19 protein-coding genes and 1 pseudogene are annotated in these 22,239 nt (G+C 71.9%); 11 read left to right on the forward strand and 9 right to left on the reverse strand.

The window, feature by feature from the left end; all coding sequences use genetic code 11:
- Window positions 1–75 precede the first annotated feature (75 nt).
- Window positions 76–315 (forward strand): DUF6458 family protein, encoded by a 240-nt coding sequence (locus tag ACZ5FU_RS10530; protein ID WP_468644875.1) that lies wholly within the window; start codon window positions 76–78, stop codon window positions 313–315.
- Window positions 316–460: 145 nt separating this feature from the next.
- Complete coding sequence (locus ACZ5FU_RS10535; protein WP_451529606.1) at window positions 461–955, forward strand: LURP-one-related/scramblase family protein; 495 nt, start codon at window positions 461–463, stop codon at window positions 953–955.
- Between the two features lie 99 nt (window positions 956–1,054).
- On the opposite strand, the gene ACZ5FU_RS10540 is transcribed toward ACZ5FU_RS10535, so the two are convergent.
- Complete coding sequence (locus ACZ5FU_RS10540) at window positions 1,055–1,876, reverse strand: carbon-nitrogen family hydrolase (RefSeq protein ID WP_468644872.1); 822 nt, start codon at window positions 1,874–1,876, stop codon at window positions 1,055–1,057.
- A gap of 178 nt (window positions 1,877–2,054) precedes the next feature.
- On the opposite strand from ACZ5FU_RS10540, the gene ACZ5FU_RS10545 reads away from it, so the two are divergent.
- Window positions 2,055–2,879 (forward strand): maleylpyruvate isomerase family mycothiol-dependent enzyme, encoded by an 825-nt coding sequence (locus ACZ5FU_RS10545; RefSeq protein ID WP_451529604.1) that lies wholly within the window; start codon window positions 2,055–2,057, stop codon window positions 2,877–2,879.
- Between the two features lie 74 nt (window positions 2,880–2,953).
- Here the strand turns inward: ACZ5FU_RS10545 and ACZ5FU_RS10550 are convergent, their stop codons facing one another.
- Window positions 2,954–3,856 (reverse strand): D-alanyl-D-alanine carboxypeptidase family protein, encoded by a 903-nt coding sequence (locus tag ACZ5FU_RS10550; RefSeq protein ID WP_451529603.1) that lies wholly within the window; start codon window positions 3,854–3,856, stop codon window positions 2,954–2,956.
- A 357-nt stretch (window positions 3,857–4,213) separates the two neighbouring features.
- On the opposite strand from ACZ5FU_RS10550, the gene ACZ5FU_RS10555 reads away from it, so the two are divergent.
- Together ACZ5FU_RS10555 and ACZ5FU_RS10560 are read left to right on the forward strand one after the other, a co-directional pair.
- Complete coding sequence (locus ACZ5FU_RS10555; RefSeq protein WP_451529602.1) at window positions 4,214–4,876, forward strand: GntR family transcriptional regulator; 663 nt, start codon at window positions 4,214–4,216, stop codon at window positions 4,874–4,876.
- On the forward strand, window positions 4,873–6,168 hold the full coding sequence (locus tag ACZ5FU_RS10560) for an MFS transporter (RefSeq protein ID WP_451529601.1): 1,296 nt from the start codon (window positions 4,873–4,875) through the stop codon (window positions 6,166–6,168). Before ACZ5FU_RS10555 ends, ACZ5FU_RS10560 begins: the two co-directional genes overlap by 4 nt.
- A gap of 150 nt (window positions 6,169–6,318) precedes the next feature.
- Here ACZ5FU_RS10560 and ACZ5FU_RS10565 read toward each other — a convergent pair whose 3' ends face one another.
- From ACZ5FU_RS10565 to pdhA, 3 genes are read right to left on the reverse strand one after another with little or no spacing between them, the layout of a single operon-like run.
- Entirely contained in the window at window positions 6,319–7,791 is a 1,473-nt protein-coding gene (locus ACZ5FU_RS10565) for a dihydrolipoamide acetyltransferase family protein (protein WP_451778426.1), read from the reverse strand.
- Window positions 7,792–7,801: 10 nt separating this feature from the next.
- Window positions 7,802–8,779, reverse strand: a complete 978-nt coding sequence (locus ACZ5FU_RS10570; RefSeq protein ID WP_451529599.1) for an alpha-ketoacid dehydrogenase subunit beta — start codon at window positions 8,777–8,779, stop codon at window positions 7,802–7,804.
- 1 nt (window position 8,780) lies between these two features.
- Window positions 8,781–10,034, reverse strand: coding sequence for a pyruvate dehydrogenase (acetyl-transferring) E1 component subunit alpha (gene pdhA, locus ACZ5FU_RS10575; protein WP_469045214.1), 1,254 nt, complete (start codon window positions 10,032–10,034; stop codon window positions 8,781–8,783).
- Between the two features lie 619 nt (window positions 10,035–10,653).
- Between pdhA and ACZ5FU_RS10580 the strand changes: the two genes are divergently transcribed.
- The gene (locus tag ACZ5FU_RS10580) at window positions 10,654–11,658 is read left to right on the forward strand and encodes a phosphotransferase (protein WP_451529597.1); all 1,005 of its coding nucleotides are present in this window, start codon (window positions 10,654–10,656) and stop codon (window positions 11,656–11,658) included.
- Between the two features lie 92 nt (window positions 11,659–11,750).
- Here ACZ5FU_RS10580 and ACZ5FU_RS10585 read toward each other — a convergent pair whose 3' ends face one another.
- On the reverse strand, window positions 11,751–13,361 hold the full coding sequence (locus ACZ5FU_RS10585; RefSeq protein ID WP_468834085.1) for a protein kinase domain-containing protein: 1,611 nt from the start codon (window positions 13,359–13,361) through the stop codon (window positions 11,751–11,753).
- 345 nt (window positions 13,362–13,706) lie between these two features.
- Between ACZ5FU_RS10585 and ACZ5FU_RS10590 the strand changes: the two genes are divergently transcribed.
- On the forward strand, window positions 13,707–15,332 hold the full coding sequence (locus tag ACZ5FU_RS10590; protein WP_469045215.1) for a protein kinase domain-containing protein: 1,626 nt from the start codon (window positions 13,707–13,709) through the stop codon (window positions 15,330–15,332).
- A gap of 126 nt (window positions 15,333–15,458) precedes the next feature.
- Here ACZ5FU_RS10590 and ACZ5FU_RS10595 read toward each other — a convergent pair whose 3' ends face one another.
- Window positions 15,459–16,007, reverse strand: coding sequence for a bacterial proteasome activator family protein (locus ACZ5FU_RS10595; protein ID WP_451529594.1), 549 nt, complete (start codon window positions 16,005–16,007; stop codon window positions 15,459–15,461).
- Between the two features lie 663 nt (window positions 16,008–16,670).
- Between ACZ5FU_RS10595 and ACZ5FU_RS10600 the strand changes: the two genes are divergently transcribed.
- Window positions 16,671–17,069 carry a hypothetical protein gene (locus tag ACZ5FU_RS10600; protein WP_451529593.1) on the forward strand — a complete coding sequence of 133 codons (399 nt, stop codon included), beginning with the start codon at window positions 16,671–16,673 and terminating at the stop codon, window positions 17,067–17,069.
- Between the two features lie 100 nt (window positions 17,070–17,169).
- On the opposite strand, the gene ACZ5FU_RS10605 is transcribed toward ACZ5FU_RS10600, so the two are convergent.
- Window positions 17,170–18,150: an NAD(P)H-quinone oxidoreductase gene (locus ACZ5FU_RS10605; protein ID WP_451778432.1), complete on the reverse strand. Its 981-nt coding sequence runs from the start codon at window positions 18,148–18,150 to the stop codon at window positions 17,170–17,172.
- A 148-nt stretch (window positions 18,151–18,298) separates the two neighbouring features.
- Between ACZ5FU_RS10605 and ACZ5FU_RS10610 the strand changes: the two genes are divergently transcribed.
- Both ACZ5FU_RS10610 and ACZ5FU_RS10615 read left to right on the forward strand, forming a co-directional pair.
- The gene (locus ACZ5FU_RS10610; protein WP_451529591.1) at window positions 18,299–19,303 is read left to right on the forward strand and encodes an ATP-binding cassette domain-containing protein; all 1,005 of its coding nucleotides are present in this window, start codon (window positions 18,299–18,301) and stop codon (window positions 19,301–19,303) included.
- On the forward strand, window positions 19,300–20,148 hold the full coding sequence (locus ACZ5FU_RS10615) for an ABC transporter permease (protein ID WP_451529590.1): 849 nt from the start codon (window positions 19,300–19,302) through the stop codon (window positions 20,146–20,148). Before ACZ5FU_RS10610 ends, ACZ5FU_RS10615 begins: the two co-directional genes overlap by 4 nt.
- Window positions 20,149–20,301: 153 nt before the next feature.
- Here the strand turns inward: ACZ5FU_RS10615 and ACZ5FU_RS10620 are convergent.
- A pseudogene (locus ACZ5FU_RS10620) lies at window positions 20,302–20,964 on the reverse strand (potassium channel family protein); the annotation flags it as partial.
- 119 nt (window positions 20,965–21,083) lie between these two features.
- On the opposite strand from ACZ5FU_RS10620, the gene ACZ5FU_RS10625 reads away from it, so the two are divergent.
- On the forward strand, window positions 21,084–22,199 hold the full coding sequence (locus ACZ5FU_RS10625; RefSeq protein WP_451529589.1) for a potassium channel family protein: 1,116 nt from the start codon (window positions 21,084–21,086) through the stop codon (window positions 22,197–22,199).
- Window positions 22,200–22,239 lie beyond the last annotated feature (40 nt).

The raw sequence follows: 22,239 nt of genomic DNA on the forward strand, positions 1-22,239 counted from the left end.
GCATGGGAGTTGCCCGCCGGGGTACCCGGTTGCCGTGACCGGAACGGCCGGTACACCGAGCAGGGAGGCGACATCATGGGCCTCGGCGGGTGCATCATCCTCATCGCCGTGGGAGCCATTCTCACGTTCGCGACCGACTGGGACATGCAGGGCGTCAACATCGACCTGGTCGGCGTCATTCTGATGATCGTCGGCCTGATCGGCGTGACGACCTTCAGCAGCATCGCCCGGCGTCGCCGCGTGATGGTCCCCCCGGCCTCGACGACCGTGGTCGAGACGGAACGCCACCACCACCGCGACGGATACGGCGTGTGACCGCTGCGCGGGGTCACCTCCGGCGTCCCGGCCGGGGCGGTGAAGGGGGCCGCGGCGCGGTCCCGTCGGCGCGGGACGCGGCGGGGTCGGCCCGTACGGCCTACGGGCGGCGTTCCGCGCGGCCCCGCGGGGAAGCCGTAGTGCCATGAGATTCCTCGTGCGCGACCGTGTCCTCGGCTTCGGCGACGACTACTGGATCGAGGACGACCACGGCAACAAGGTCTTCCTCGTCGACGGCAAGGCGATCCGGCTGCGGGACACCTTCGAACTGAAGGACACCCAGGGACGGGTCCTGATCGACATCCGCCAGAAGATGTTCGCGCTGCGCGACACGATGGTGATCGAGCGGGACGGCGAGGACCTGGCCACCATCCGCCGCAAACGACTGTCCCTGCTGCGCAACCACTACCGCGTCTCCCTCGCCGACGGCCGCACCGTGCTGGACGTCAGCGGCCGGATCCTCGACCGCGAGTTCGCCGTCGAGTACGACGGCGAACTGCTCGCCGTCATCTCCCGGCGCCGGCTGCACGTGCGCGACACGTACGGCGTCGACGTCGTCCGCGACGACGCCGATCCGGCGCTGCTGATCGCGATCGCGGTGTGCGTGATCCACCTGGCGGGGAAGGAACGCGAGGACTGAGGGCGGCCCGGAGGCTCCGGGAGCCGGGACGGGCCTGAGGCTCCGGGAGCCGGGACGGGCCTGAGGACCCGGGGCCCAGGGCTCCGGGACCCCGGTCCGTCAGCCGCGCGGCGGCTCGAGTCCCAGGACCCGGTCCTTCAGGGCCGGGAACTGCTCCCGGGTCACCGCGACCTTCGCGGGGTCGAACTCCACCGTGAGGACCTCCTCGCCGGGGCCGGCCTCGGCCAGCACCTCGCCCCACGGATCGACCACGATCGAGTGACCGGCCTGCGGAACCCCGGCGTGCGTCCCGGCCGTTCCGCACGCGAGCACGAACGCCTGGTTCTCCACCGCCCGCGCCCGGGCCAGCAGCGTCCAGTGCGCCCTGCGGCGCTCCGGCCAGCCCGCGGCGACGACCAGGGTCTCGGCGCCGGCGTCGACGAGACCGCGGAAGAGTTCGGGGAACCTCAGGTCGTAGCAGGTCGCCACGCCCAGCGTCGTCCCCGGCAGGCGCACCGTCACCAGGTCCCGGCCCGCGCCCATCAGCACGGCCTCGCCCTTGTCGAAGCCGAAGCGGTGGATCTTGCGGTAGGAGGCGGCCAGCTCACCGGAGGGGGAGAAGACCAGCGAGGTGTTGTAGAGGGCGCCACGTCCCTCGTCGGCGCCGCTGCCGGAGGGGGCGCGCTCGGGGATCGAGCCCGCGTGCAGCCACACCCCCGCGTCGCTCGCCGCCCGGGCCATCGCCTCGTGCGTCGGTCCGTCCAGCGGCTCGGCGCGGGCGGCGAACTCCTCGTAGGCGAAGGCACCGGTCGTCCACAGCTCGGGCAGGACCACCAGGTCGGCGACACCGGCCTGATCCCGCACCAGGGCCGCGACTCTGCCCCGCCGCGATTCGGCCGATTCACCCTCATCCACGGCGATTTGGATCAGAGAGGCGCGCACACTACCACCGTCCTGGCATTCGAGCCGTCCACACGGGCCTACGATCGTCACACGAAAGCACTGCCGGGGTGCCTCACAGCAGCGTAACTTAGCGTTTCGAGACACCGCCGAGAGCCGCCTCCCGCTGGCAACGCCGCCATCGCCCGCCCGTGTACCGACCGCCGAGGGGTCCCGTTCCGTGAGTCTGCATCCCACCCTCCAGCCCTACGCCGACGCCTGGACCCACTCCATCGAAGCGATATCCGAGCTGGTGCAGCCGCTTGTCGAGGGTGAGTGGAACAGGCGGACGCCGTGCCCCGGCTGGTCGGTCCGCGACCTCGTCTCGCACGTCATCGGCCTGGACAGCGAGATGTACGGCGATCCGCGCCCCATCCACACGCTCCCGCGCGACCTGTTCCACGTCACGAACGACTTCCAGCGCTACATGGAGATGCAGGTCGACGTCCGCCGCCACCACACGGCGCCGGAGATGACCTCCGAGCTGGAACTCATGATCATCCGTCGCAACCGCCAGCTGCGGAACGAGACGCGTCAGCCGGGCACCATGGTCCGAGGCCCCCTCGGCACCGAGCTGACCCTCGAGGAGTCGATGCGCAACCACGCGTTCGCCGTGTGGGCGCACGAGCAGGACCTGCGGGCCGCCCTCGGCCACCCCGGCAACCTCGACTCCCCCGGCGCGCACGTCGCCCGCGACGTGCTGCTCGACGCGCTGCCGGCCGTCGTCGCCGAGAAGGCCGACGCGCCGCGCAGCTCCGCGATCGTCTTCGACGTCCACGGGCCGGTCGAGTTCCTGCGCACGATCCGCGTCGACATCCAGGGCCGCGGCACGCTGGAGACGGCCCCCGCGCTCGGTCCGGCCGCCTCCTTCTCCCTCGACTGGGAGACATACGTCCGTCTGGCCTGCGGCCGGGTCACCCCGGAGGCGGTGGCGGACCGGGTGAAGGCCGAGGGCGAGCCGGAGCTGACGGCGGCGATCCTGCGGAACTTCGCGGTGACGCGGTAGCCGGCCGGTGCGACCGCAACGGGACGGGCCCGCCGTGATCACCACGGCGGGCCCGTCCCGTTGCAGTCGCGGCGTCAGCTGATCTTCGCGTAGCCGTAGTTGATGAGCTTCTTCACGTCGGCCGTGCGGTTCGCCGCGTCGGGAGCCGTCAGGACGGTGCCCACGACCGACTCGCCGTTGAGCGTGGCGGCGAAGATGAGGCAGTACTTGGCCTGGGTGCCGGAGCCGGTCTTCACACCGAGCGTGCCGTTCCAGCCGAGCAGCGTGTTGGTGTTGACCCAGGTGCTCATGGTGCGGGTGGCACCGGTCTTGGTGATCGTCTTGGCCGTGTAGGACTTGGCCTTCACGACGGCCTTGAACGTGGAGTTCTTCATCACGCTGCGGCCGAGCTTCGTCAGGTCGCGCGGCGTCGAGTAGTTGGAACCGTTGGTGAGGCCGTCGAACGAGTCGAAGTGCGTGTTCGTCATGCCCAGGTTCTTGGCCGTGGTGTTCATCTTGGCGATGAAGTTCTTGGTGCGGGCCGCGACCGTCGTGCCGGTGCCGAACTTGTCGGCGAGGACCATCGCCGCGTCGCAGCCGGACGGCAGCATCATCCCGTACAGCAGCTGACGGACCGTGACCTTGTCGCCGACGATCAGCCTGGCCGACGAGGGGTACCCCTCGCGAACCATGTAGTCGCTGACCTCTTTCCTGACCGTGACCCTGGTGTCGAGGTTCAGGTTCGACTGCGAGAGCACGACCTTCGCGGTCATGACCTTCGTGGTGGAGGCGGTGAGCCTCTTGTAGTCGGCGGACTTGCTGTAGAGCGTCGTGCCGGTCGCGCTGTTCATCAGGTACGCGCCCTTGGCCGTGATGGTGGGCGTCGTGACAGCCTGCGCGGGCGCCGCGGTGAGGGCGCCGGTCGCGAGCACTGCGCCGGCCGTGACGGCGACGGCTGCGGCCCTGCGGACACGGAAGCCCTTGATGGCGGTTATCAACTGAAATACCCCGATTACGTCGAATGCCCCTGCGGTGCGGCCGAGTTGAAGGGGAAAGCAGAAGGGGCCGCATCTGTGTGACACGTAAGTAGCACAGATGGTTGTGCATCCGCTGAGAGCAATTCCGGACTCGCGCCCCCGCTCCGCACCGCGCCCGGCACCTCGGCCTGTACCGCGCACCGCACGGGCGCGGGCGGGCCCGCGCGGGCAGGTGCGGGCGGACGCGGGCGCAGGCGGGGGTGGACGCGGGCAGGCGCGAGCGGACGCGGGGCGGTGCGGGCCGGTGCGGGGCGGACGCCCGTTCCGCATGCTGGACCGGCTCCCCTCTTGCACACCTGTTGTATCTATGCTGTCCACATGCCTTCCGCCGCACCCGCGCCCGTCAAGCAGCCCCCCGCAGCCGAACGCGTCTACGCGCACGTCAAACAGGGTGTCCTGGACCGCCGTTACGAGGGCGGCGCCCTCCTCACCGAGGGCGAGCTGGCCGAGGCCACGGGGGTCTCGCGGACGCCGGTGCGCGAAGCGCTGCTGCGCCTGGAGGCCGAAGGGCTGATCAAGCTCTACCCGAAGAAGGGCGCGCTGGTCCTGCCGGTCTCCGCACAGGAGATCAAGGACGTCGTGGAGACCCGGCTGCTGGTCGAGGAACACGCGGCGCGCAAGGCCGTCCCCGCCCCCGCCGGACTCATCCGGCGGCTGGAGGAACTCCTGGCACAGCAGAAGGCGCAGGCAGCCGCCGGCGATCTCGCCGGGGCCGCCGTCACCGACCGCTGCTTCCACGCCGAGATCGTCCGCAGCGGCGGCAACGAGATCCTGTCCCGGCTCTACGACCAGCTGCGCGACCGCCAGCTGCGGATGGGCGTCGCCGTGATGCACTCCCACCCCGACCGGATCGCCAAGACCCTCGCCGAGCACGAGGAGATCCTCGGGGCCCTGCGCTCCGGCGACGCGGAGGCGGCCGTGGGGATCGTCCACCGGCACGTCGGCTGGTTCTCGCACCTGGCGCGGGGGGAGGTCCGATGAGCGGCATCACCCTGCCGGACGACCCGCCCGGCGGCCGGCGCGCGGCAGCCGTCTGGGGGATCGGCGTCTCCGTCTACTTCGTCGCCGTCATCTTCCGCACCTCCCTCGGGGTGGCCGGCCTCGACGCCGCCGACCGCTTCGACGTGAACGCCTCGGCCCTGTCGACCTTCTCGATCCTCCAGCTGCTGGTCTACGCCGGCATGCAGATACCCGTCGGGCTGCTGGTCGACCGGCTCGGCACCAAGAAGGTGCTGGCCATCGGCGTGGTCCTGTTCACCGCCGGACAGCTCGGCTTCGCCTTCTCCCCCACCTACGGCACCGCCCTCGCCTCGCGCGCGCTGCTCGGCTGCGGCGACGCGATGACGTTCATCAGCGTGCTGCGGCTCGGCACCCGCTGGTTCCCGGCCCGGCGCGGCCCCCTCGTCGCGCAGCTCGCGGGCCTGGCCGGCATGGCGGGCAACCTGGTCTCCACCCTGCTCCTGGCCCGGCTGCTGCACGGCATCGGATGGACGGCCGCGTTCGCGGGCAGCGCGCTCGCCGGGGTCGTCGTCCTCGTCCTGCTGCTGCTGTTCCTGAAGGACCACCCCGAGGGCCACGAACCCGAACCGTTCCCGCACCGGGGCGCCGCCTACGTACGGCGGCAGATCGCCCGGTCCTGGCAGGAGCCGGGGACGCGGCTGGGCCTGTGGGTCCACTTCACCACCCAGTTCCCGGCGATGGTGTTCCTGCTGCTGTGGGGGATGCCGTTCCTCGTCGAGGCGCAGGGCCTCAGCCGCGCCACGGCCGGCGAACTGCTGACCCTGGTCGTCCTGTCCAACATGGCCGTCGGACTCGTCTACGGCCAGGTCGTCGCCCGGCACCACGGGGCACGGCTCCCCCTGGCGCTCGGCACGGTCGGGGCGACCTCGCTGCTGTGGGCGGCCACACTGGCCTACCCCGGCGACCATGCGCCGATGTGGCTGCTCGTCGTGCTGTGCGTCGTGCTGGGCGCCTGCGGACCGGCGTCGATGCTCGGCTTCGACTTCGCGCGGCCCGCGAATCCTCCGGAGCGGCAGGGCACCGCGTCCGGCATCACCAACATGGGCGGGTTCGTCGCCTCCATGTCGACCCTGCTCGCGATCGGCGTCCTGCTGGACGCGACCGGCGACGACTACCGGATCGCCTTCTCCTCGGTGTTCGTGCTCCAGGCGCTCGGGGTCAGCCAGATCCTGCGGTTGCGCTCCCGCGCGGCCCGCCGGGAACGGGAACGCCTGGTCGCCAGCCGCGTGTCCTCCGTCCACGTGCCCGCGTGACCCGGGGCACGGGTCCCGTACGCCGACCCGGCCCGTCCCTCTCCGACTTCCCGACCCCGACCCGGACCCCGTCCCCGGCCCCCGGAGACGGAGGGAGCCGCGCACCCGGCGTTCGGGTGCGCGGCTCCCTCCGTGCGGGACGGGAGCGGGTCAGCCCCAGGTGATCAGTCTCTTCGGCTGCTCCAGGACGGCCGCCACGTCGGCGAGCACCTTGGAGCCCAGCTCGCCGTCGACCAGGCGGTGGTCGAAGCTCAGCGCCAGCGTGGTGACCTGACGAGGCTTCACCTTGCCCTTGTGGACCCACGGCTGGAGCTTGATCGCACCGACCGCGAGGATCGCGGACTCGCCGGGGTTGAGGATCGGCGTACCGGTGTCGATGCCGAAGACGCCGACGTTGGTGATGGTCACCGTGCCGCCCTGCATGGCCGCCGGGGACGTCCTGCCCTCGCGCGCCGTCGCCACCAGCTCGCCGAGCGCCTCGGCCAGCTGCGGCAGCGTCTTGTCGTGGGCGTCCTTGATGTTCGGCACGATCAGCCCGCGCGGGGTCGCGGCCGCGATGCCCAGGTTGACGTAGTGCTTGCGCACGATCTCCTGGCCGGCCTCGTCCCAGGACGCGTTGACGTCCGGGTTGCGCCTGATGGCGACCAGCAGGGCCTTGGCGATCAGCAGGAGCGGGTTGACCCGCAGGCCCTGCATCCCGTACTTGTCGGGGTCCCGCTTGAGCTCCTCGACGAGCTTCATCGTGCGCGTGACGTCGACCGTCACGAACTCGGTGACGTGCGGCGCCGTGAACGCCGAGCTCACCATCGCCGCCGCCGTCGCCTTGCGGACGCCCTTGACCGGGACACGGGTCTCGCGCGCCATGTCGTACGAGGCAGCCGGAGCCTGGGCGGGTGCGGTGGCCGGCGCCGGAGCGGCGGCCGGCGTGGGCTGCGGTGCCGTCGGCAGGTCCGGGGCCTGTGCGGGAGCCGCCGCGGCGTGGACGTCCTCGCGGGTGATGATGCCGTCCGGACCGGACGGCACCACCGAGGCGAGGTCCACGCCCAGGTCCTTGGCCAGCTTGCGCACCGGCGGCTTGGCCAGCGGGCGGGAGCGGTCGGCGGCCGGGACGGCGGGAGCGGCCGGGGCGGGGGCGGCCGCGGGGGCCGCGCCGTGTCCGTTCAGTTCCGCCTGCACGGCCGTGGCGGCCGCCGTCTCCCGGGCCGGGACCTCGGCGCCCTTGCGCGGACGGCGCTTGGTGGAGGAGGCGGCCACACCGTAACCGACGAGGACCGGCTGGCGGCCGGACCCCTCGGCCTTCGGCTCCTCGGGCTCCCGCTCCGCGGCGGGAGCGGGAACGGGCGCTTCGGCCGGGGACGGGCCGCCCGACACGTCCACCGCGATGATCGACACACCCACGTCGACCGTGGTGCCCTCGGGGAACCGCAGCTCCCGCACCACGCCGTCGTAGGGGATGGGCAGCTCGACGGCCGCCTTGGCCGTCTCGACCTCGCACACCACCTGGCCGTCGGTCACCGTGTCGCCGGGCTGGACGTACCACTTGAGGATCTCGGCCTCGGTGAGTCCCTCGCCCACGTCGGGCATCTTGAACTCGCGCACGGACGCTTCCGTCATCGTCGTCACGACCCTCTCCTCAGTACGCCAGGGCGCGGTCGACGGTGTCGAGTACCCGGTCCAGACCCGGCAGGTACTCCTCTTCCAGACGCGCCGGCGGGTACGGGGCGTGGTAGCCGCCGACCCGGAGCACCGGGGCCTCCAGGTGGTAGAAGCAGCGCTCCGTGATCCGGGCCGCGATCTCCGCGCCCGAGCCGAAGAACACCGGCGCCTCGTGGACGACGACCAGGCGGCGTGTCTTCTCCACGGAGGCCTGGACGGAGTCGAAGTCGAGCGGGGAGACCGAACGCAGGTCCAGCACCTCCAGGCTCTTGCCCTCCTCGGCGGCCGCGGCGGCGGCCTCCTGGCAGAGCTTGACCATCGGGCCGTAGGCGACGAGGGTCAGGTCGGTGCCCTCGCGGACGACCCGCGCCTTGTGCAGGGGTCCGGGGATCGCCTCGGGGTCGACCTCGCCCTTGTCCCAGTAGCGCCGCTTGGGCTCGAAGAAGATCACCGGGTCGTCGCTCTGGATGGCCTGCTGCATCATCCAGTAGGCGTCGCCGGCGTTCGACGGGGAGACCACCTTCAGGCCCGCCACGTGCGCGAAGAGCGACTCGGGGGACTCCGAGTGGTGCTCGACGGCGCCGATGCCGCCGCCGTAGGGGATGCGGATGACGACCGGCATCTTGACCTTGCCGAGCGCACGCGCGTGCATCTTCGCGAGCTGGGTGACGATCTGGTCGTAGGCCGGGAAGACGAAGCCGTCGAACTGGATCTCCACCACCGGGCGGTAGCCGCGCAGGGCCAGGCCGATCGCCGTGCCCACGATGCCCGACTCGGCCAGCGGGGTGTCGATGACGCGGGACTCGCCGAAGTCCTTCTGGAGGCCGTCCGTCACCCGGAACACTCCGCCGAGCTTGCCGACGTCCTCACCCATGACGAGGACCTTGGGGTCCGACTCCAGGGCCTTGCGCAGCGACTCGTTGATCGCCTTGGCCAGGGCCATCTTCTCCGCCATGTCAGTTGCCCCCCTCGGGAGAGTCCGCGAACGACGCCTGGTAGGCGGCGAACTGGGCCCGCTCCTCGTCGACGAGCGCATGCCCGTCCGCGTACACGTTCTCGAAGATGGCGAAGTGGTCCGGGTCCGGCATGGAACGGACCGCTTCGCGCACTCGCCTGCCCAACGCCTCGCTCTCGGACTCGAGTTCCGCGAAGAATCCGTCGTCCGTGTGGTTTGAGGCCTCCAGGTACCGGCGCAGGCGCAGGATCGGGTCCTTCGCCTCCCAGGCCACCCGCTCGTCGTCGTGGCGGTAACGCGTCGGGTCGTCGGAGGTGGTGTGGGCACCCATGCGGTACGTGTACGCCTCGACGAGGGTCGGCCCCTCGCCCCTGCGGGCCCGCTCCAGCGCCCACTTGGTGACGGCGAGGCAGCCGAGGACGTCGTTGCCGTCGACGCGCACGCCCGGGAAGCCGTAGCCCTGGGCGCGCTGGTAGAGCGGCACGCGGGTCTGCTTCTCGGTCGGCTCGGAGATCGCCCACTGGTTGTTCTGGCAGAAGAACACCACCGGCGCGTTGTAGACCGCGGAGAAGGTGAACGACTCGGCCACGTCGCCCTGGCTGGAGGCGCCGTCGCCGAAGTAGGCGATGACCGCGGAGTCCGCGCCGTCCTTGGCCACGCCCATGGCGTAGCCCGTGGCGTGCAGCGTCTGGGAGCCGATGACGATCGTGTACAGGTGGAAGTTGTTGCCGTTGGGGTCCCAGCCGCCGTTGTTGACGCCGCGGAACATGCCGAGCAGGTTCGCCGGGTCGACACCGCGGCACCAGGCGACGCCGTGCTCGCGGTAGGTCGGGAAGACGTAGTCGTCGTCGCGCAGGGCCCGGCCGGAGCCGATCTGGGCGGCCTCCTGGCCGAGCAGCGAGGCCCACAGGCCCAGCTCGCCCTGGCGCTGGAGGGAGGTCGCCTCGGCGTCGAAGCGGCGGGTGAGCACCATGTCGCGGTAGAGACCGCGCAGCTCCTCGGGCGTGACGTCGGCGACGTAGGGGTCGTACTCGGCGTTCTTCACGCGCTCGCCCTCGGGCGTCAGCAGCTGCACGAGCTGGGGCTCGGCGGTGCCCTTCCCGGCGGCGGCGCGGGTGGTGCGGGTGGTGCGCTTGGCACCGGTGGCCTTGGCCGCCGCGCCGGTGGCCTCGGCCGCCGTCCCGGTGCCGGTGGCGCCGGCCTTGCCTCCGGCGCTGCGTCGCGGCTTGCGCGCGGCAGTGCTCTCCACGGTCACGTGTGCTCCTCCGTCGGTCCGGCCCCCGGGGTTGCCGGGTGACCAGTGCGGCTCACCTGTTCCGAAACCCGTGCACGGGGTGGGTGCCCTCGGCCGGAACAGGCGTGACAGGTGCCCCGGCGAGCGCCCTGCAGACCTCACGTTACCCAGTGCGCCACATTTCTGTGAAACCCCACCTGACCTGCGTTTTTGCTTGGATTTCCAAGTAAATCGGCAAAGTCGGGAAGGAGCCTGGTCACAGCCTTGCAGGAGGCCGGAGCAACGGCACGTTATCCCGCGCACCCAGGCCACGGGAAGAGTTTCCGCGCGGGAGTGCCGTCGCGCTCACATGCGGACAAATATCCACATTTCTTCACGGTTCCCCTCCGAGGGCATCTTCCGGGGGCACCTTCCGGAGGCACGTTCCAGGGGCACCTCCAAGGCGCCCGGCACCGGAAGCCGGACGACCGTCCGCGCGGCGGGCTCCCCCCTCGGGACCACTTCACGGCCGAGGCGCACCCCAGGCCGACCACCCGAGATCACTTGTGACAGTCGGTGACTTTCCGTGACAACGCGCAGCTCACAGCCTCGCCGTGTGCCCTACCATCGGCGCGTGCCGCGCTCCTGTGTACCACCCCTGATGAACCACGCGCCCCCTGTGGGCGCCCTGCTCCGGCGCTACGCCGCCGGCTCCGTGCTCGCCTGCGAACCCGTCGACCAGGGGTTGCTGAACCGCGGCTACCGGCTGCGCACCACCCGGGGCCGCTACTTCCTCAAGCACCACTTCGATCCCGACACCGCCGACCCGGTCTCGATCGCCCGTCAGCACCGGGCCACCCAGCGCCTGGCCGACCTGGGCGTGCCCGTCGCGCCCCCGCTGCCCGGCCGCGACGGACGCACGGTCGTCGTCGTCGGCGGCCACGCCTACGCCCTGCACCCGTGGATCGACGGCCGGCACCGCCACGGTGCCCAGCTGACCCCCGGCGCGTGCGGACGTCTGGGGGCACTGCTGGGGGTGGTCCACGCGAGCCTGGAACGCGTGATGCCGGCCCACGCGCGGGTCCGCGCCGCTCCCGCCGAGAGCCCCGCGCCCACCGCCACCTTCGCCCTGATCGACGACCTCCTCGCACGCGTGCGCCGGCACCGCCCGGCCGGCTCCTTCGACGAACTGGCCCGCCACCGGCTCCTGGAGCGCCGTGCCCTGCTGGAACGGCACGCGGACCGGCGCCCGCCGCACGCCGGCCCGGCCGGCTGGGTGCACGGCGACTTCCACCCGTTCAACCTGCTCTACCGCGGGGAGGCACCCGCCGCCATCGTCGACTGGGACCGGCTCGGCGTGCAGCCCCGTGCCGAGGAGGCCGTACGTGCCGCCGCGATCTTCTTCGTCCGGCCCGACGGCACCCTCGACCTGCCGAGGGCGCGGGCGTACGCGCGCGCCTACCGGCCCGCCGCCGGGGCCACGCCCCGCGAGCTGGCGGCGGCCGTGCACCGGGTGTGGTGGGAGCGCCTGAACGACTTCTGGATGCTGCGCTGGCACTACGAGCGCGGCGACACCCGCGCCGACCCGCAGTTCCCGGCCGCCTCCGCCCTCGCGGTGTGGTGGACACGGGAGTACGACGCGGTGTGCGACGCGTTCACGGGCTGAGGGGGCGCGGTCGGGAGCACCCGGAAACGGGCACGCGCGCGTGAGGCCCCGTGAAAAGGGACTCACGCGCGCGTGCCCGGCGCTGCGGTGGGTCAGCCGGTGGTGCCTGTGCTGCCGGCGCCGGTGACGCCGGCGACGGTGCCGCCGCCTTGAGACGTACCGCCGTCGGACGTGCCGCCGTCCGTGGTGCCGGGGTCGCTCGACACCGGCGGGTCGCTCGACTCCTCCGGCGCCGGGTCGCTCGACGCCGGGGCGCTCGGCTCCTCCGACGGCTCGTTGCTGTAACTCGGGGACGGCTCGTACGACGGCGTGTACGACGGCGTCCAGTTGGACCCGGAGTTCGACCCGGTGCTGCCGTCGGAGGTGTCCTCCGACGAGTCGTCGGACGGCTCCTCGCTCGGCGACGCGCTCGTCTGGTCGTCCGAGGCGGACGGGGTGGCGCTCGGCGACGTCGAGGTCCCGGTGTCGCCGCCGCCGTCCGTGCCCTGGTTGTTCAGCGCGAGCGCGACACCCGCGGCGATGGCGATCACCGCGAGGACGGCGAGGATCCACAGCCTGCCGCGGCCGCTGCCCTGGTTGCCGTGCCCCTCGAACCCGCCGTCGTCGCCGCTGCCGTAGCCCGCGGGCAGGATCGGCTGCGGGATCTGCGAGGTGTGGGAGCCGTCGGTGCCCTGCGGCAGCACGCTGGTGCTCGCGAAGCCCGCCGCGGCGGCACCCGCACCGGTGCCCGCCCCGACCGGGCCGGTGTTCCAGGTGCCGGTGTGGGCGCCCTGGTCGTACAGCATCTGGAGGCCGTACTGGACGAGGCCCCGCATCTCCTCCGCGGTCTGGAACCGGTCGTCGGGGTCCTTGGCGAGAGAACGCATGACGAGGCCGTCGAGTTCGGGCGGGCACACGCTGTCCGAGGTCCGCGACGGCGGAACCGGGATGTCCTGCACGTGCTGGTAGACCACCGACAGCGGGGTCTCGCCGGTGAAGGGCGGCCGCAGCGCCAGCAGTTCGTACAGCAGGCAGCCGGTGGCGTACAGGTCGGAGCGGTGGTCGACGGCCTTGCCGAGCGCCTGCTCGGGGGAGAGGTACTGCGGGGTGCCCATCACCATGCCGGTCTGCGTCATCGTCGTCGACGCCCCGTGCAGGGCGCGCGCGATGCCGAAGTCCATCACCTTCACCGCGCCGTTGTCGGTGATGATCACGTTGGCCGGCTTGATGTCGCGGTGCACGATGCCGTGCTGGTGCGAGTAGGCGAGCGCCTCCAGCACCCCGGAGACGATGATCAGCGCCTGCTCGGGGCCCGGCGCCTCGGCGTTGAGGAGCAGGTCGCGGATCGTCCGCCCCTCGACCAGCTCCATCACGATGTACGGCACGCTCTGGCCGCCGACGACGTCCTCGCCGGAGTCGTACACGGCGACGATCGCGTGGTGGTTGAGGCCGGCCACCGACTGGGCCTCGCGCGTGAAGCGGGCCTTGGACACCGGGTCCTCGGCGAGGTCGGCGCGCAGCAGCTTGACGGCGACGGTACGGCCGAGACGTACGTCCTCGGCGGCGAACACCTCCGCCATTCCGCCCCGCCCGAGTCTGCCGGTCAGCCGGTAACGGCCGTCTCCGACAAGTCCGCCGTTGCCCCACATCTCCGGCGCATCTGACATACCGCCGCCAGTCGCCTCGGGGTCGGACGGGCCCTGGGCGCGCTGCTGCTGTGCCATCAGTCCTCGCCGTCGTTTCTGCCCGCGGTGCGCGCGGTGTTGTCACGGTCTCCGTCGGCCACGCTACAGCCTCCGCGCACGCCGTCGATCCGGGATCGGCCCGGCCGCCGGCCGGAGACGGATCGGCCATCAAACCCGCACTCCGCTCCGGCGTGCAAATTCCGCGCACCGGCGGTACGGCACCTGTAACGCTTCCGCGACTCTTCTTGCGCGTACGGTCACGGAACGGGCACCGAGCTTGACGTGTCGGTGCCCTGGGGCAGACTTGGCCGGGAATAGCACTTTCGATCAATGGGCGGGCCGCGGCGAGCGGCAGTGTCGAGGGCCCGACGGGGGACGCAGAGAATGAGCCAGGACGGCGCACAGGGCCGGTACGCGGGGCGGGCGCTCGCCGGCGGCCGCTATCAGCTGCGCGACTTGCTCGGCGAGGGCGGCATGGCCTCGGTCCACCTCGCCTACGACTCGGTGCTCGACCGGCAGGTCGCGGTCAAGACCCTCCACACCGAACTCGGCCGGGAACAGGCCTTCCGCGAGCGGTTCCGCCGCGAGGCCCAGGCCGTGGCCAAGCTCACCCACACCAACATCGTCTCGGTCTTCGACACCGGCGAGGACGACGTCGACGGCCTGACCACTCCGTACATCGTCATGGAGTACATCGAGGGCCGCCCGCTCGGCTCGGTGCTCGACGAGGACGTGCGGCGGCAGGGCGCGATGCCCGCCGACAAGGCGCTGAAGATCACCGCGGACGTGCTGGCCGCGCTGGAGATCAGCCACGAGATGGGCCTGGTCCACCGCGACATCAAGCCCGGCAACGTGATGATGACCAAGCGCGGCGTCGTCAAGGTGATGGACTTCGGCATCGCGCGCGCGATGCAGTCCGGGGTCACCTCGATGACGCAGACCGGCATGGTCGTCGGCACCCCGCAGTACCTCTCCCCCGAGCAGGCCCTCGGCCGCGGCGTGGACGCCCGCTCCGACCTGTACTCGGTCGGCATCATGCTCTTCCAGCTGGTCACCGGACGGCTGCCGTTCGACGCCGACTCGCCGCTGGCGATCGCGTACGCGCACGTGCAGGAGGAGCCGGTGGCCCCCTCCTCGATCAACCGCGCGCTGCCGCCGGCCGTCGACGCGCTGGTCGCCCGCGCACTGAAGAAGAACCCGAACGAACGCTTCCCCACCGCCGTCGCCATGCGCGACGAGTGCCTGCGCGTCGCGGCCTCCTTCCAGCCCGCGCCGCCGAGCATCGTGCCCGGCGCCCCCTCGCAGAGCGGCTCGGGGGTCGGCTCCGCGGTGTTCCCGCCGGTCGGCCAGAGCCCCCAGACCCCGGCGGGCAACGTCCAGACGCCGTACCAGCCGAACCCGACGCCCAACCCGTACGGCACTCCCCCGACGCCCGCCCCGTCGTACGGCTATCCGCAGCAGGGCTACCAGACGCCCGCTCCGGCCTACGGCCACCAGCAGGGGCCGCCCGCGTACCACCTGAACCAGCAGACCTCGGTCTCGGGAGCGCCGGGCGGCGGCCGCCGGAGCAACGCGGGAGCGCTCGTCGGGGCGGCGATCGTGGCCGTCGCGACCGTCGGCGCCCTGATCGGCACCCTCGCCTCCGACGGCGGCGGTGACGACAAGGGCGGCGAGCCCGTCACCATCGCCTCCAGCTCGTCGACGAAGGACGCCGGCTACCGGGGCCCGGACACGTCCAAGACGATCGAGACGACCGAGTGCACGGAGCCCCAGGAGTCGTACAACGACCCCGACAAGATCCGGGTCCCCAGCTTCAAGTTCAAGAACATCGACTCGGTCAAGGCCTGCTTCCAGGCCGCCGGCTGGTCGATCAAGACCAAGGACCAGGACGAGAACACCTACGGCGACGGCACGGTCATGGACCAGTTCCCCTCCGCCGGGGCGGACGTCGACCCGGAGGACATGCCGGAGATCGAGCTGAGCGTCTCCACGGGCAACCCGCCGTCCTGACCCCGGACGACCGAGAAGGGCCCGGCGCCGGTCGCCGGGCCCTTCTCGTCGTCGGTACGGATGTGGTCGGTACGGATGTAATCGGTAAGGGTGCGGTCGGTACGGATCGGTTCCCCGGGCCGGGCCCTACAGGTAGGGGCCGCCCGAACGGCCGCCCGCGCGCGGGTCGTCGGGGCCCTCCGGACCGCCCACCCCCGGCGGCAGGGCACGGCGCATCTGCTCCAGCTGAGCCCGCGCGGCCATCTGCTGGGCGAACAGCGTGGTCTGGATGCCGTGGAACAGGCCCTCCAGCCAGCCCACCAACTGGGCCTGCGCGATCCGCAGTTCCGCGTCGCTCGGAATCGACTCCTCGGTGAACGGCAGGGAGAGCCGCTCCAGCTCCTCGACCAGCTCCGGCGCCAGGCCGTCCTCCAGCTCCTTCACCGAGCTCGAGTGGATCTCCTTGAGACGGACACGGCTGGCCTCGTCGAGGGGGGCCGCACGCACCTCCTCCAGCAGCTGCTTGATCATGCTGCCGATCCGCATGACCTTCGCCGGCTGCTCGACCTGCTCGGTCACGGGGATCTCACGGGAGTCGTCGTCCGCGTCGATGCCGCCGAGAGCCATGCCGTCCTGGCCTACGACCAGGATCTTCTGGGCGTTCTCCGGCGACTGTTCGTTCCTCGGCATCTCCATGCCGTCATTCTCTCGCACCCCTTCACCTCCCCACCGGGGCGCCCCTGGGAAGGGCGATCTCCCCGTTCTCCCGTTCGGCGCAGTCCGGAATGCGGTGCCCGATCCGTCATGTGAGGCTTGTGGCCTCATTTCGTGACGACCGAGCACCGGGAGGGGGTCACGGACGTGACTCCATGGCGGCGGGGGCTGTACGGGGTGGGAGTGGGGGCCGGCCTGCTGGTGGCCGTGCTGCCGTACGGAGGTGTGCGGGCGGACGCGGCGGTACCGGCTTACGGTCCCGGGAGGCCGTACGCGAGCAGGGCGGCGTCCGGGGACGCTTCGGTGGACGGGAGCCGGTCGGTGGGGAGCCGCTCGGTGGACGGGAGCCGGTCCGCCTCCGGGCGTGGCCCGACGCACGGTCCCGGAGGGACGCACGGTCCTGGCCCGCGGCACGGGGAGGGCCCCGGCCCGAAACACGGGGAGGGCCCCGGTCCGCGGCACGAGGACGGTCCCGGTTCGCGGCACGAGGACGGCGCCGGCCCGGAAGACGGGGGCGATCCCCGTCCGGAACACGGGAACGGTCCGGCGTACGAGCGTCCCGTCCCGACGCCCCGGCAGGATGCCGGGCACGACCGCGTCCCGCCGTCCGGTGCCCCGCCGTCGGGTGTGCCGTCGCCCGTCTCCGTGGGGGTGCCCCCCAGCGGGTCGCCGTCCACCCCGCCCGCGGCGTCACCCGACGGCCCCGAGCGGGCCGGAAGCCGGGCCGGGGAGGGGCGGGCACGACCCGGCCGCACCGAGGAGGCGGCCGAGACGGACTCCGAGGCCGTCGACGAGGACACGGACGCCGGTGACGAAGAGGGCTTCGACGAGGAGTCGGCCGAGACGGCGGACGAAGGGGCGACCGCCCCGGACGAGGCCCGGCTCGTGCCCTCCGCGTCTCCGGGGACCGTGCGGCAGGCGGAAGCCGCCGAGCAGCGGCCCGTCGGACGGATGCTGCGGCTCCTGCCCCTCGGCAGCGGTCTGGTCCTCATCGGCATGGGCCTCGGCCTCACCTTCCTCGGCCTGCGGCTGCGCCGCGGCTAGGGTCCGTCCGGCGGACGGACCCGAGGTCTTCCGTCCGGCCGGGGCCGGGCCGGAGCACGGCCCCGGCCGGACCGGAGGCGCGGGGGCCGATGGCGCCGGTTCAGCCGGTGACCAGCAGGACCTTGCCGATGTGCCCGCTGTCCTCGACGACCCGGTGCGCCGCGGCCGCGTCGCTCATCGGGAGTTCACGGTCCACGACGGGACGGACCCGGCCGGCGGCGAGCAGCGGCCAGACGTGCTCGCGCACGGCGGCGACGATCGACGCCTTCTCACCGAGGGGACGGGCCCGCAGCGAGGTCGCGCTGATCGCGGCGCGCTTGCCGAGGAGCGCGCCGATGTTCAGCTCGCCCTTGGCACCGCCCTGCATGCCGATGATCGCCAGCCGGCCGTTGACGGCGAGGCTCTGGACGTTGCGGTCCAGGTACTTGGCGCCCATGTTGTCGAGGATGACGTCGGCGCCGGCACCGTCGGTGGCCTTCGCGATCTCGGCGACGAAGTCCTGCTCGCGGTAGTTGATCAGAATGTCCGCGCCCAGCTCGGCGCACCGCTCCAGCTTCTCCGCGCTGCCCGCGGTGACGGCGACCCGGGCGCCGACGGCCTTGGCCAGCTGGATCGCCATCGTGCCGATGCCACTGGAGCCGCCGTGCACCAACAGCGTCTCGCCGGGACGGAGGTGGGAGATCATGAAGACGTTCGACCAGACCGTGCAGGCCACCTCGGGCAGCGCCGCGGCCCGCACCAGGTCGGCTCCTTCCGGCACCGGCAGCAGTTGTCCGGCCGGTACGGCGACCTTCTCGGCGTATCCGCCGCCCGCGAGCAGAGCGCACACCTCGTCGCCGACGGCCCAGCCGGAGACGCCGGGGCCGAGTGCGGCGATCCGGCCGGAGCACTCCAGACCGGGGTAGGGCGAGGACCCCGGCGGCGGGTTGTAGAAGCCCTGCCGCTGCAGGACGTCGGCACGGTTGACGGCACTGGCCACCACCTCGACCAGGACCTCGCCCTCACCTGGTACGGGATCGGGGACCTCCGCCCACACCAGCGCCTCGGGACCACCGGGTTCGGGAATCGTGATCGCATGCATGAGGGCGACGCTACCCCCCGGTGACCGGTCGCGGCCGCCCCGCCCGCCGGATGGGTCCGCGGCGGGAGAACCAGGCGTGCGACCGATGAGTTCGCGCACCGGTGGAGGTCTCCTCTGCATCACCCCCTGCGCGGAAGGGACACCCACCATGAGCCAGCACACCGCCGGCCCGGCGATCGAGACCGCGGGCCTGGTGAAGACGTTCGGCGGGACCAGGGCCGTGGACGGCGTGGACCTCGTCGTCCCCGCCGGCACCGTCTACGGCGTCCTCGGCCCCAACGGCGCGGGCAAGACCACCACCGTGAGGATGCTCGCCACCCTGCTGCGGCCCGACGGCGGCCAGGCCCACGTCTTCGGCCACGACGTCGTCCGCGAGGCCGACGTGGTGCGCGGGCTGGTCAGCCTCACCGGGCAGTACGCGTCCGTGGACGAGGACCTCACCGGCGCCGAGAACCTGGTGCTGCTGGCGCGGCTCCTCGGGCACGCCAAGAGGGCCGCGCGCGAGCGGTCCGCACAGCTGCTGGAGGCCTTCGGGCTCACCGAGGCGGCCTCGAAGCAGGTCAAGCACTACTCGGGCGGCATGCGCCGCCGTATCGACATCGCCGCGTCCATCCTCAGCACGCCCGACCTGCTCTTCCTCGACGAGCCGACGACCGGTCTCGACCCACGCAGCCGCAACCAGGTGTGGGACATCGTGCGAGCGGTGGTCGCGCAGGGCACCACCGTGCTGCTGACCACGCAGTACCTGGACGAGGCCGACCGGCTGGCGTCCCGCATCGCCGTCATCGACCGCGGCAGGGTGATCGCCGAGGGGACGAAGGGCGAGCTGAAGGCGTCCGTGGGCGCCGGGTCCGTCCACCTGAGGCTGCGGAACGCCGAGCAGCGTCAGCGGGCCGCCGAGGTGCTGGGCAGGGTGCTGGACGCGCGGGTGCAGCACGACCCCGACCCGGTGGCCCTGACGGCCCGGCTGGCCGCCACGGCCGGCGACACGGCCGCGGAGCAGGCCGCACGGGCCCTGGGCGAGCTGGCCGGGGCCGGTGTCACGGTCGACGACTTCTCGCTGGGGCAGCCCAGCCTGGACGAGGTCTTCCTCGCCCTCACCGGACACGACACCCAGGCGGACGACGCCGTGAGCGACGAGGTGGCCGCATGAGTACCGCGACGACGAACGAGACCCAGGACCTCGCACCGGTCCGCGCCGACTCCCTCGCGGCGCTGCTGGTCGCCGGGGAACGCCCACGGCGGCCCAGCGCCTGGTCGGCCTCCCTCACCTTCGGATGGCGGGCTGTCCTCAAGATCAAACACGTGCCGGAGCAGCTGTTCGACGTCACGGCGTTCCCGATCATGATGGTGCTGATGTACACGTACCTCTTCGGGGGCGCCCTGGCCGGGTCGCCCGAGGAGTACATCCAGTTCCTGCTGCCCGGCATCCTCGTGATGTCGGTCGTGATGATCACCATGTACACGGGCGTGTCGGTGAACACGGACATCGAGAAGGGCGTCTTCGACCGGTTCCGCTCGCTGCCGATCTGGCGGCCGTCGACGATGGTCGGCTACCTCCTCGGCGACGCCCTGCGCTACACCATTGCGTCCGTGGTGATGCTCACCGTCGGCATGGCCCTCGGCTACCGGGCGGACGGCGGGGTTCTCGGGGTCGTCGCCGGCATCGCCCTGCTGATCGTGTTCTCCTTCGCGTTCTCGTGGATCTGGACCATGTTCGGGCTGCTGCTGCGTACCGAGAAGTCGGTGATGGGCGTCAGCATGATGGTGATCTTCCCGCTGACCTTCCTGTCCAATGTGTTCGTCGACCCGAGGACCATGCCGGGCTGGCTCCAGGCGTTCGTGAACAACAGCCCGGTCACCCACCTCGCGTCCGCGGTGCGCGGACTGATGGCCGGCGACCGGCCGGCCGCCGAGGTCGCCTGGACCCTGGGCTGGGCGGGACTGTTCGTGCTGGTCTTCGGGCCGGTGACGATGCGCCTCTACAACCGCAGGTAGCGGGCCTCCACCGCTACAACCGCAGGTAGCGGATCTCCACCGCTACAACCGCAGGTGGCGGGCCTCCACCGCTACGACCGCAGGTGGCGGATCTCCACACGGCCGCGACCCGCGGTCGCGCCCGTCGGCCGCACGCGGGAACGTGCGGTCGGGTCAGAAGCGCAGGGCCTTCGGCGGCTCCGGCGGCACGCGCACGATGGTGACGAGACGGTCCGTCAGCTCCAGCACCCCGAGGGCCGGATCGTCGTAGGCCAGCACCCGGTGCCCTCGCACCACGCTCACCACCAGGTCGTCCGTCTCGCGCGGGGTGCGGCCCGCCTCGGCCTTGGTGACCGGCCGCTCGACGAGGTCGAGGCCACTGCCCTGGTGGATGAGGTCCTCCATCACCCGGCCCGCCGCGGGGCTCAGCACGGACAGACCGAGAAGCCGGCCGGCCGCTCCCGCGCTGGTGATGACCTCGTCGGCGCCGGACTGCTTCAGCAGCGGCGCGTTCTCCTCCTCGCGCACCGCGGCCACGATCTTCGCCCGCGGATTGAGCTGGCGGGCCGTCAGGGCCACCAGCACGGCCGTGTCGTCGCGTTCCGTCGCGATGATGATTCGCCCCGCCCGCTGCACCTCCGCCCGCCGCAGGACGTCGCTGCGGGTACCGTCACCGACCACACCCTCATAACCCTCGGCCGTCGCCACGTCGATCATCCTGGCACCGGGATCGATCACGACGACCTGCTCCTTCCGCAGCCCGGCCGCGCAGGCGGTCCGGATCGCGGACCGGCCTTTCGTGCCGAAGCCGACGACGACAGTGTGGTCGCGCAAGGGGACCTCCGGGTTGCTGGGTGAAAGCTCGGTACGCAAACGGGTGTCGCGTCCTGACGGGTGCGACTCCGCCGTGAACCATGGTGCCCACCGATCGGATCACCAGCACAGGGGGCCACGCGATGCGAGACCATGAACGACAGCCGACCGGGCCGGGACGGCTCTCTCTCTTCCGGTCCCTGTGGTACCGCTCGCGCGCCGAGGCCCGGGACGACGCCGAGGCGGGACGCTCCATCACGATGCCGCTGCAGAGCGCCCTCCCCCCGCTCCAGCAGGTGCTGCGACGCCTCGCCCTCGGCCTGCTGGTGTTGATGGTCACCACACTGATCGTCTACATCGACCGCGGCGGCTACAACGACAACTCCGACGGCTCCGTCGACTTCCTCGACGCCGCCTACTACGCCACCGTCACCCTCTCCACCACCGGCTACGGCGACATCACCCCCGTCAGCGACTCGGCCCGGCTCGTCAACATCCTCGTCATCACGCCGCTGCGCGTGCTGTTCCTGATCATCCTGGTCGGCACGACCCTCGAAGTCCTCACCGAGCGCACCCGTCAGCAGGTCCGTATCCACCGCTGGCGCAGCCGCACCCACCGGCATGTCGTGGTCGTCGGCTACGGCACCAAGGGGCGGCACGCGGTGCAGACACTCATCGGACAGGGCGTACCCAAGGAGCGGATCGTCGTGGTGGACGCCCAGAGCAAGGCCGCGCACGCGGCCGGGGACGACGGGCTGGTGTCGGTGATCGGGGACGCCACCCGTTCGGAGACGCTGCTCAAGGCCGAGGTCCCCCACGCCTCCCGGGTGATCGTCGCTCCGCAGCGCGACGACACCGCCACCCTGGTCACGCTCACCGCCCGCCAGCTGAACAGGCGCGCCACGATCGCCGTCGCCGCGAGGGAGGACGAGAACGTGCCGCTGCTCAAACAGAGCGGCGCGGACACCGTGGTCACCAGCTCCAGCTCCGCCGGACGGCTGTTGGGCGTCTCCATGGTCAGCCCGACCGTGGCCAGAACCCTGGAGGACCTCATGACTCTCGGCAGCGGCCTGGATCTCATCGAGCGTCCCGTCACCCAGCAGGAGACCGGCACATCACCCCGCGCCTCCACGGACCTGGTGGTGGCGGTCGTCCGCGGCAAGGACCTCCTGGACTTCGCCGACCCCCGTTTCACTCAACTCCAGGCGGGGGATCGGGTGATCGCGGTGAGCCGGGCGAAGACGGTCGAACAAACGTGAGCCGACTGCCGGGCTTCCGGCAGCGCGCCTTTTCGTGCGG

This window comes from Streptomyces sp. NPDC031554 (assembly GCF_055580685.1).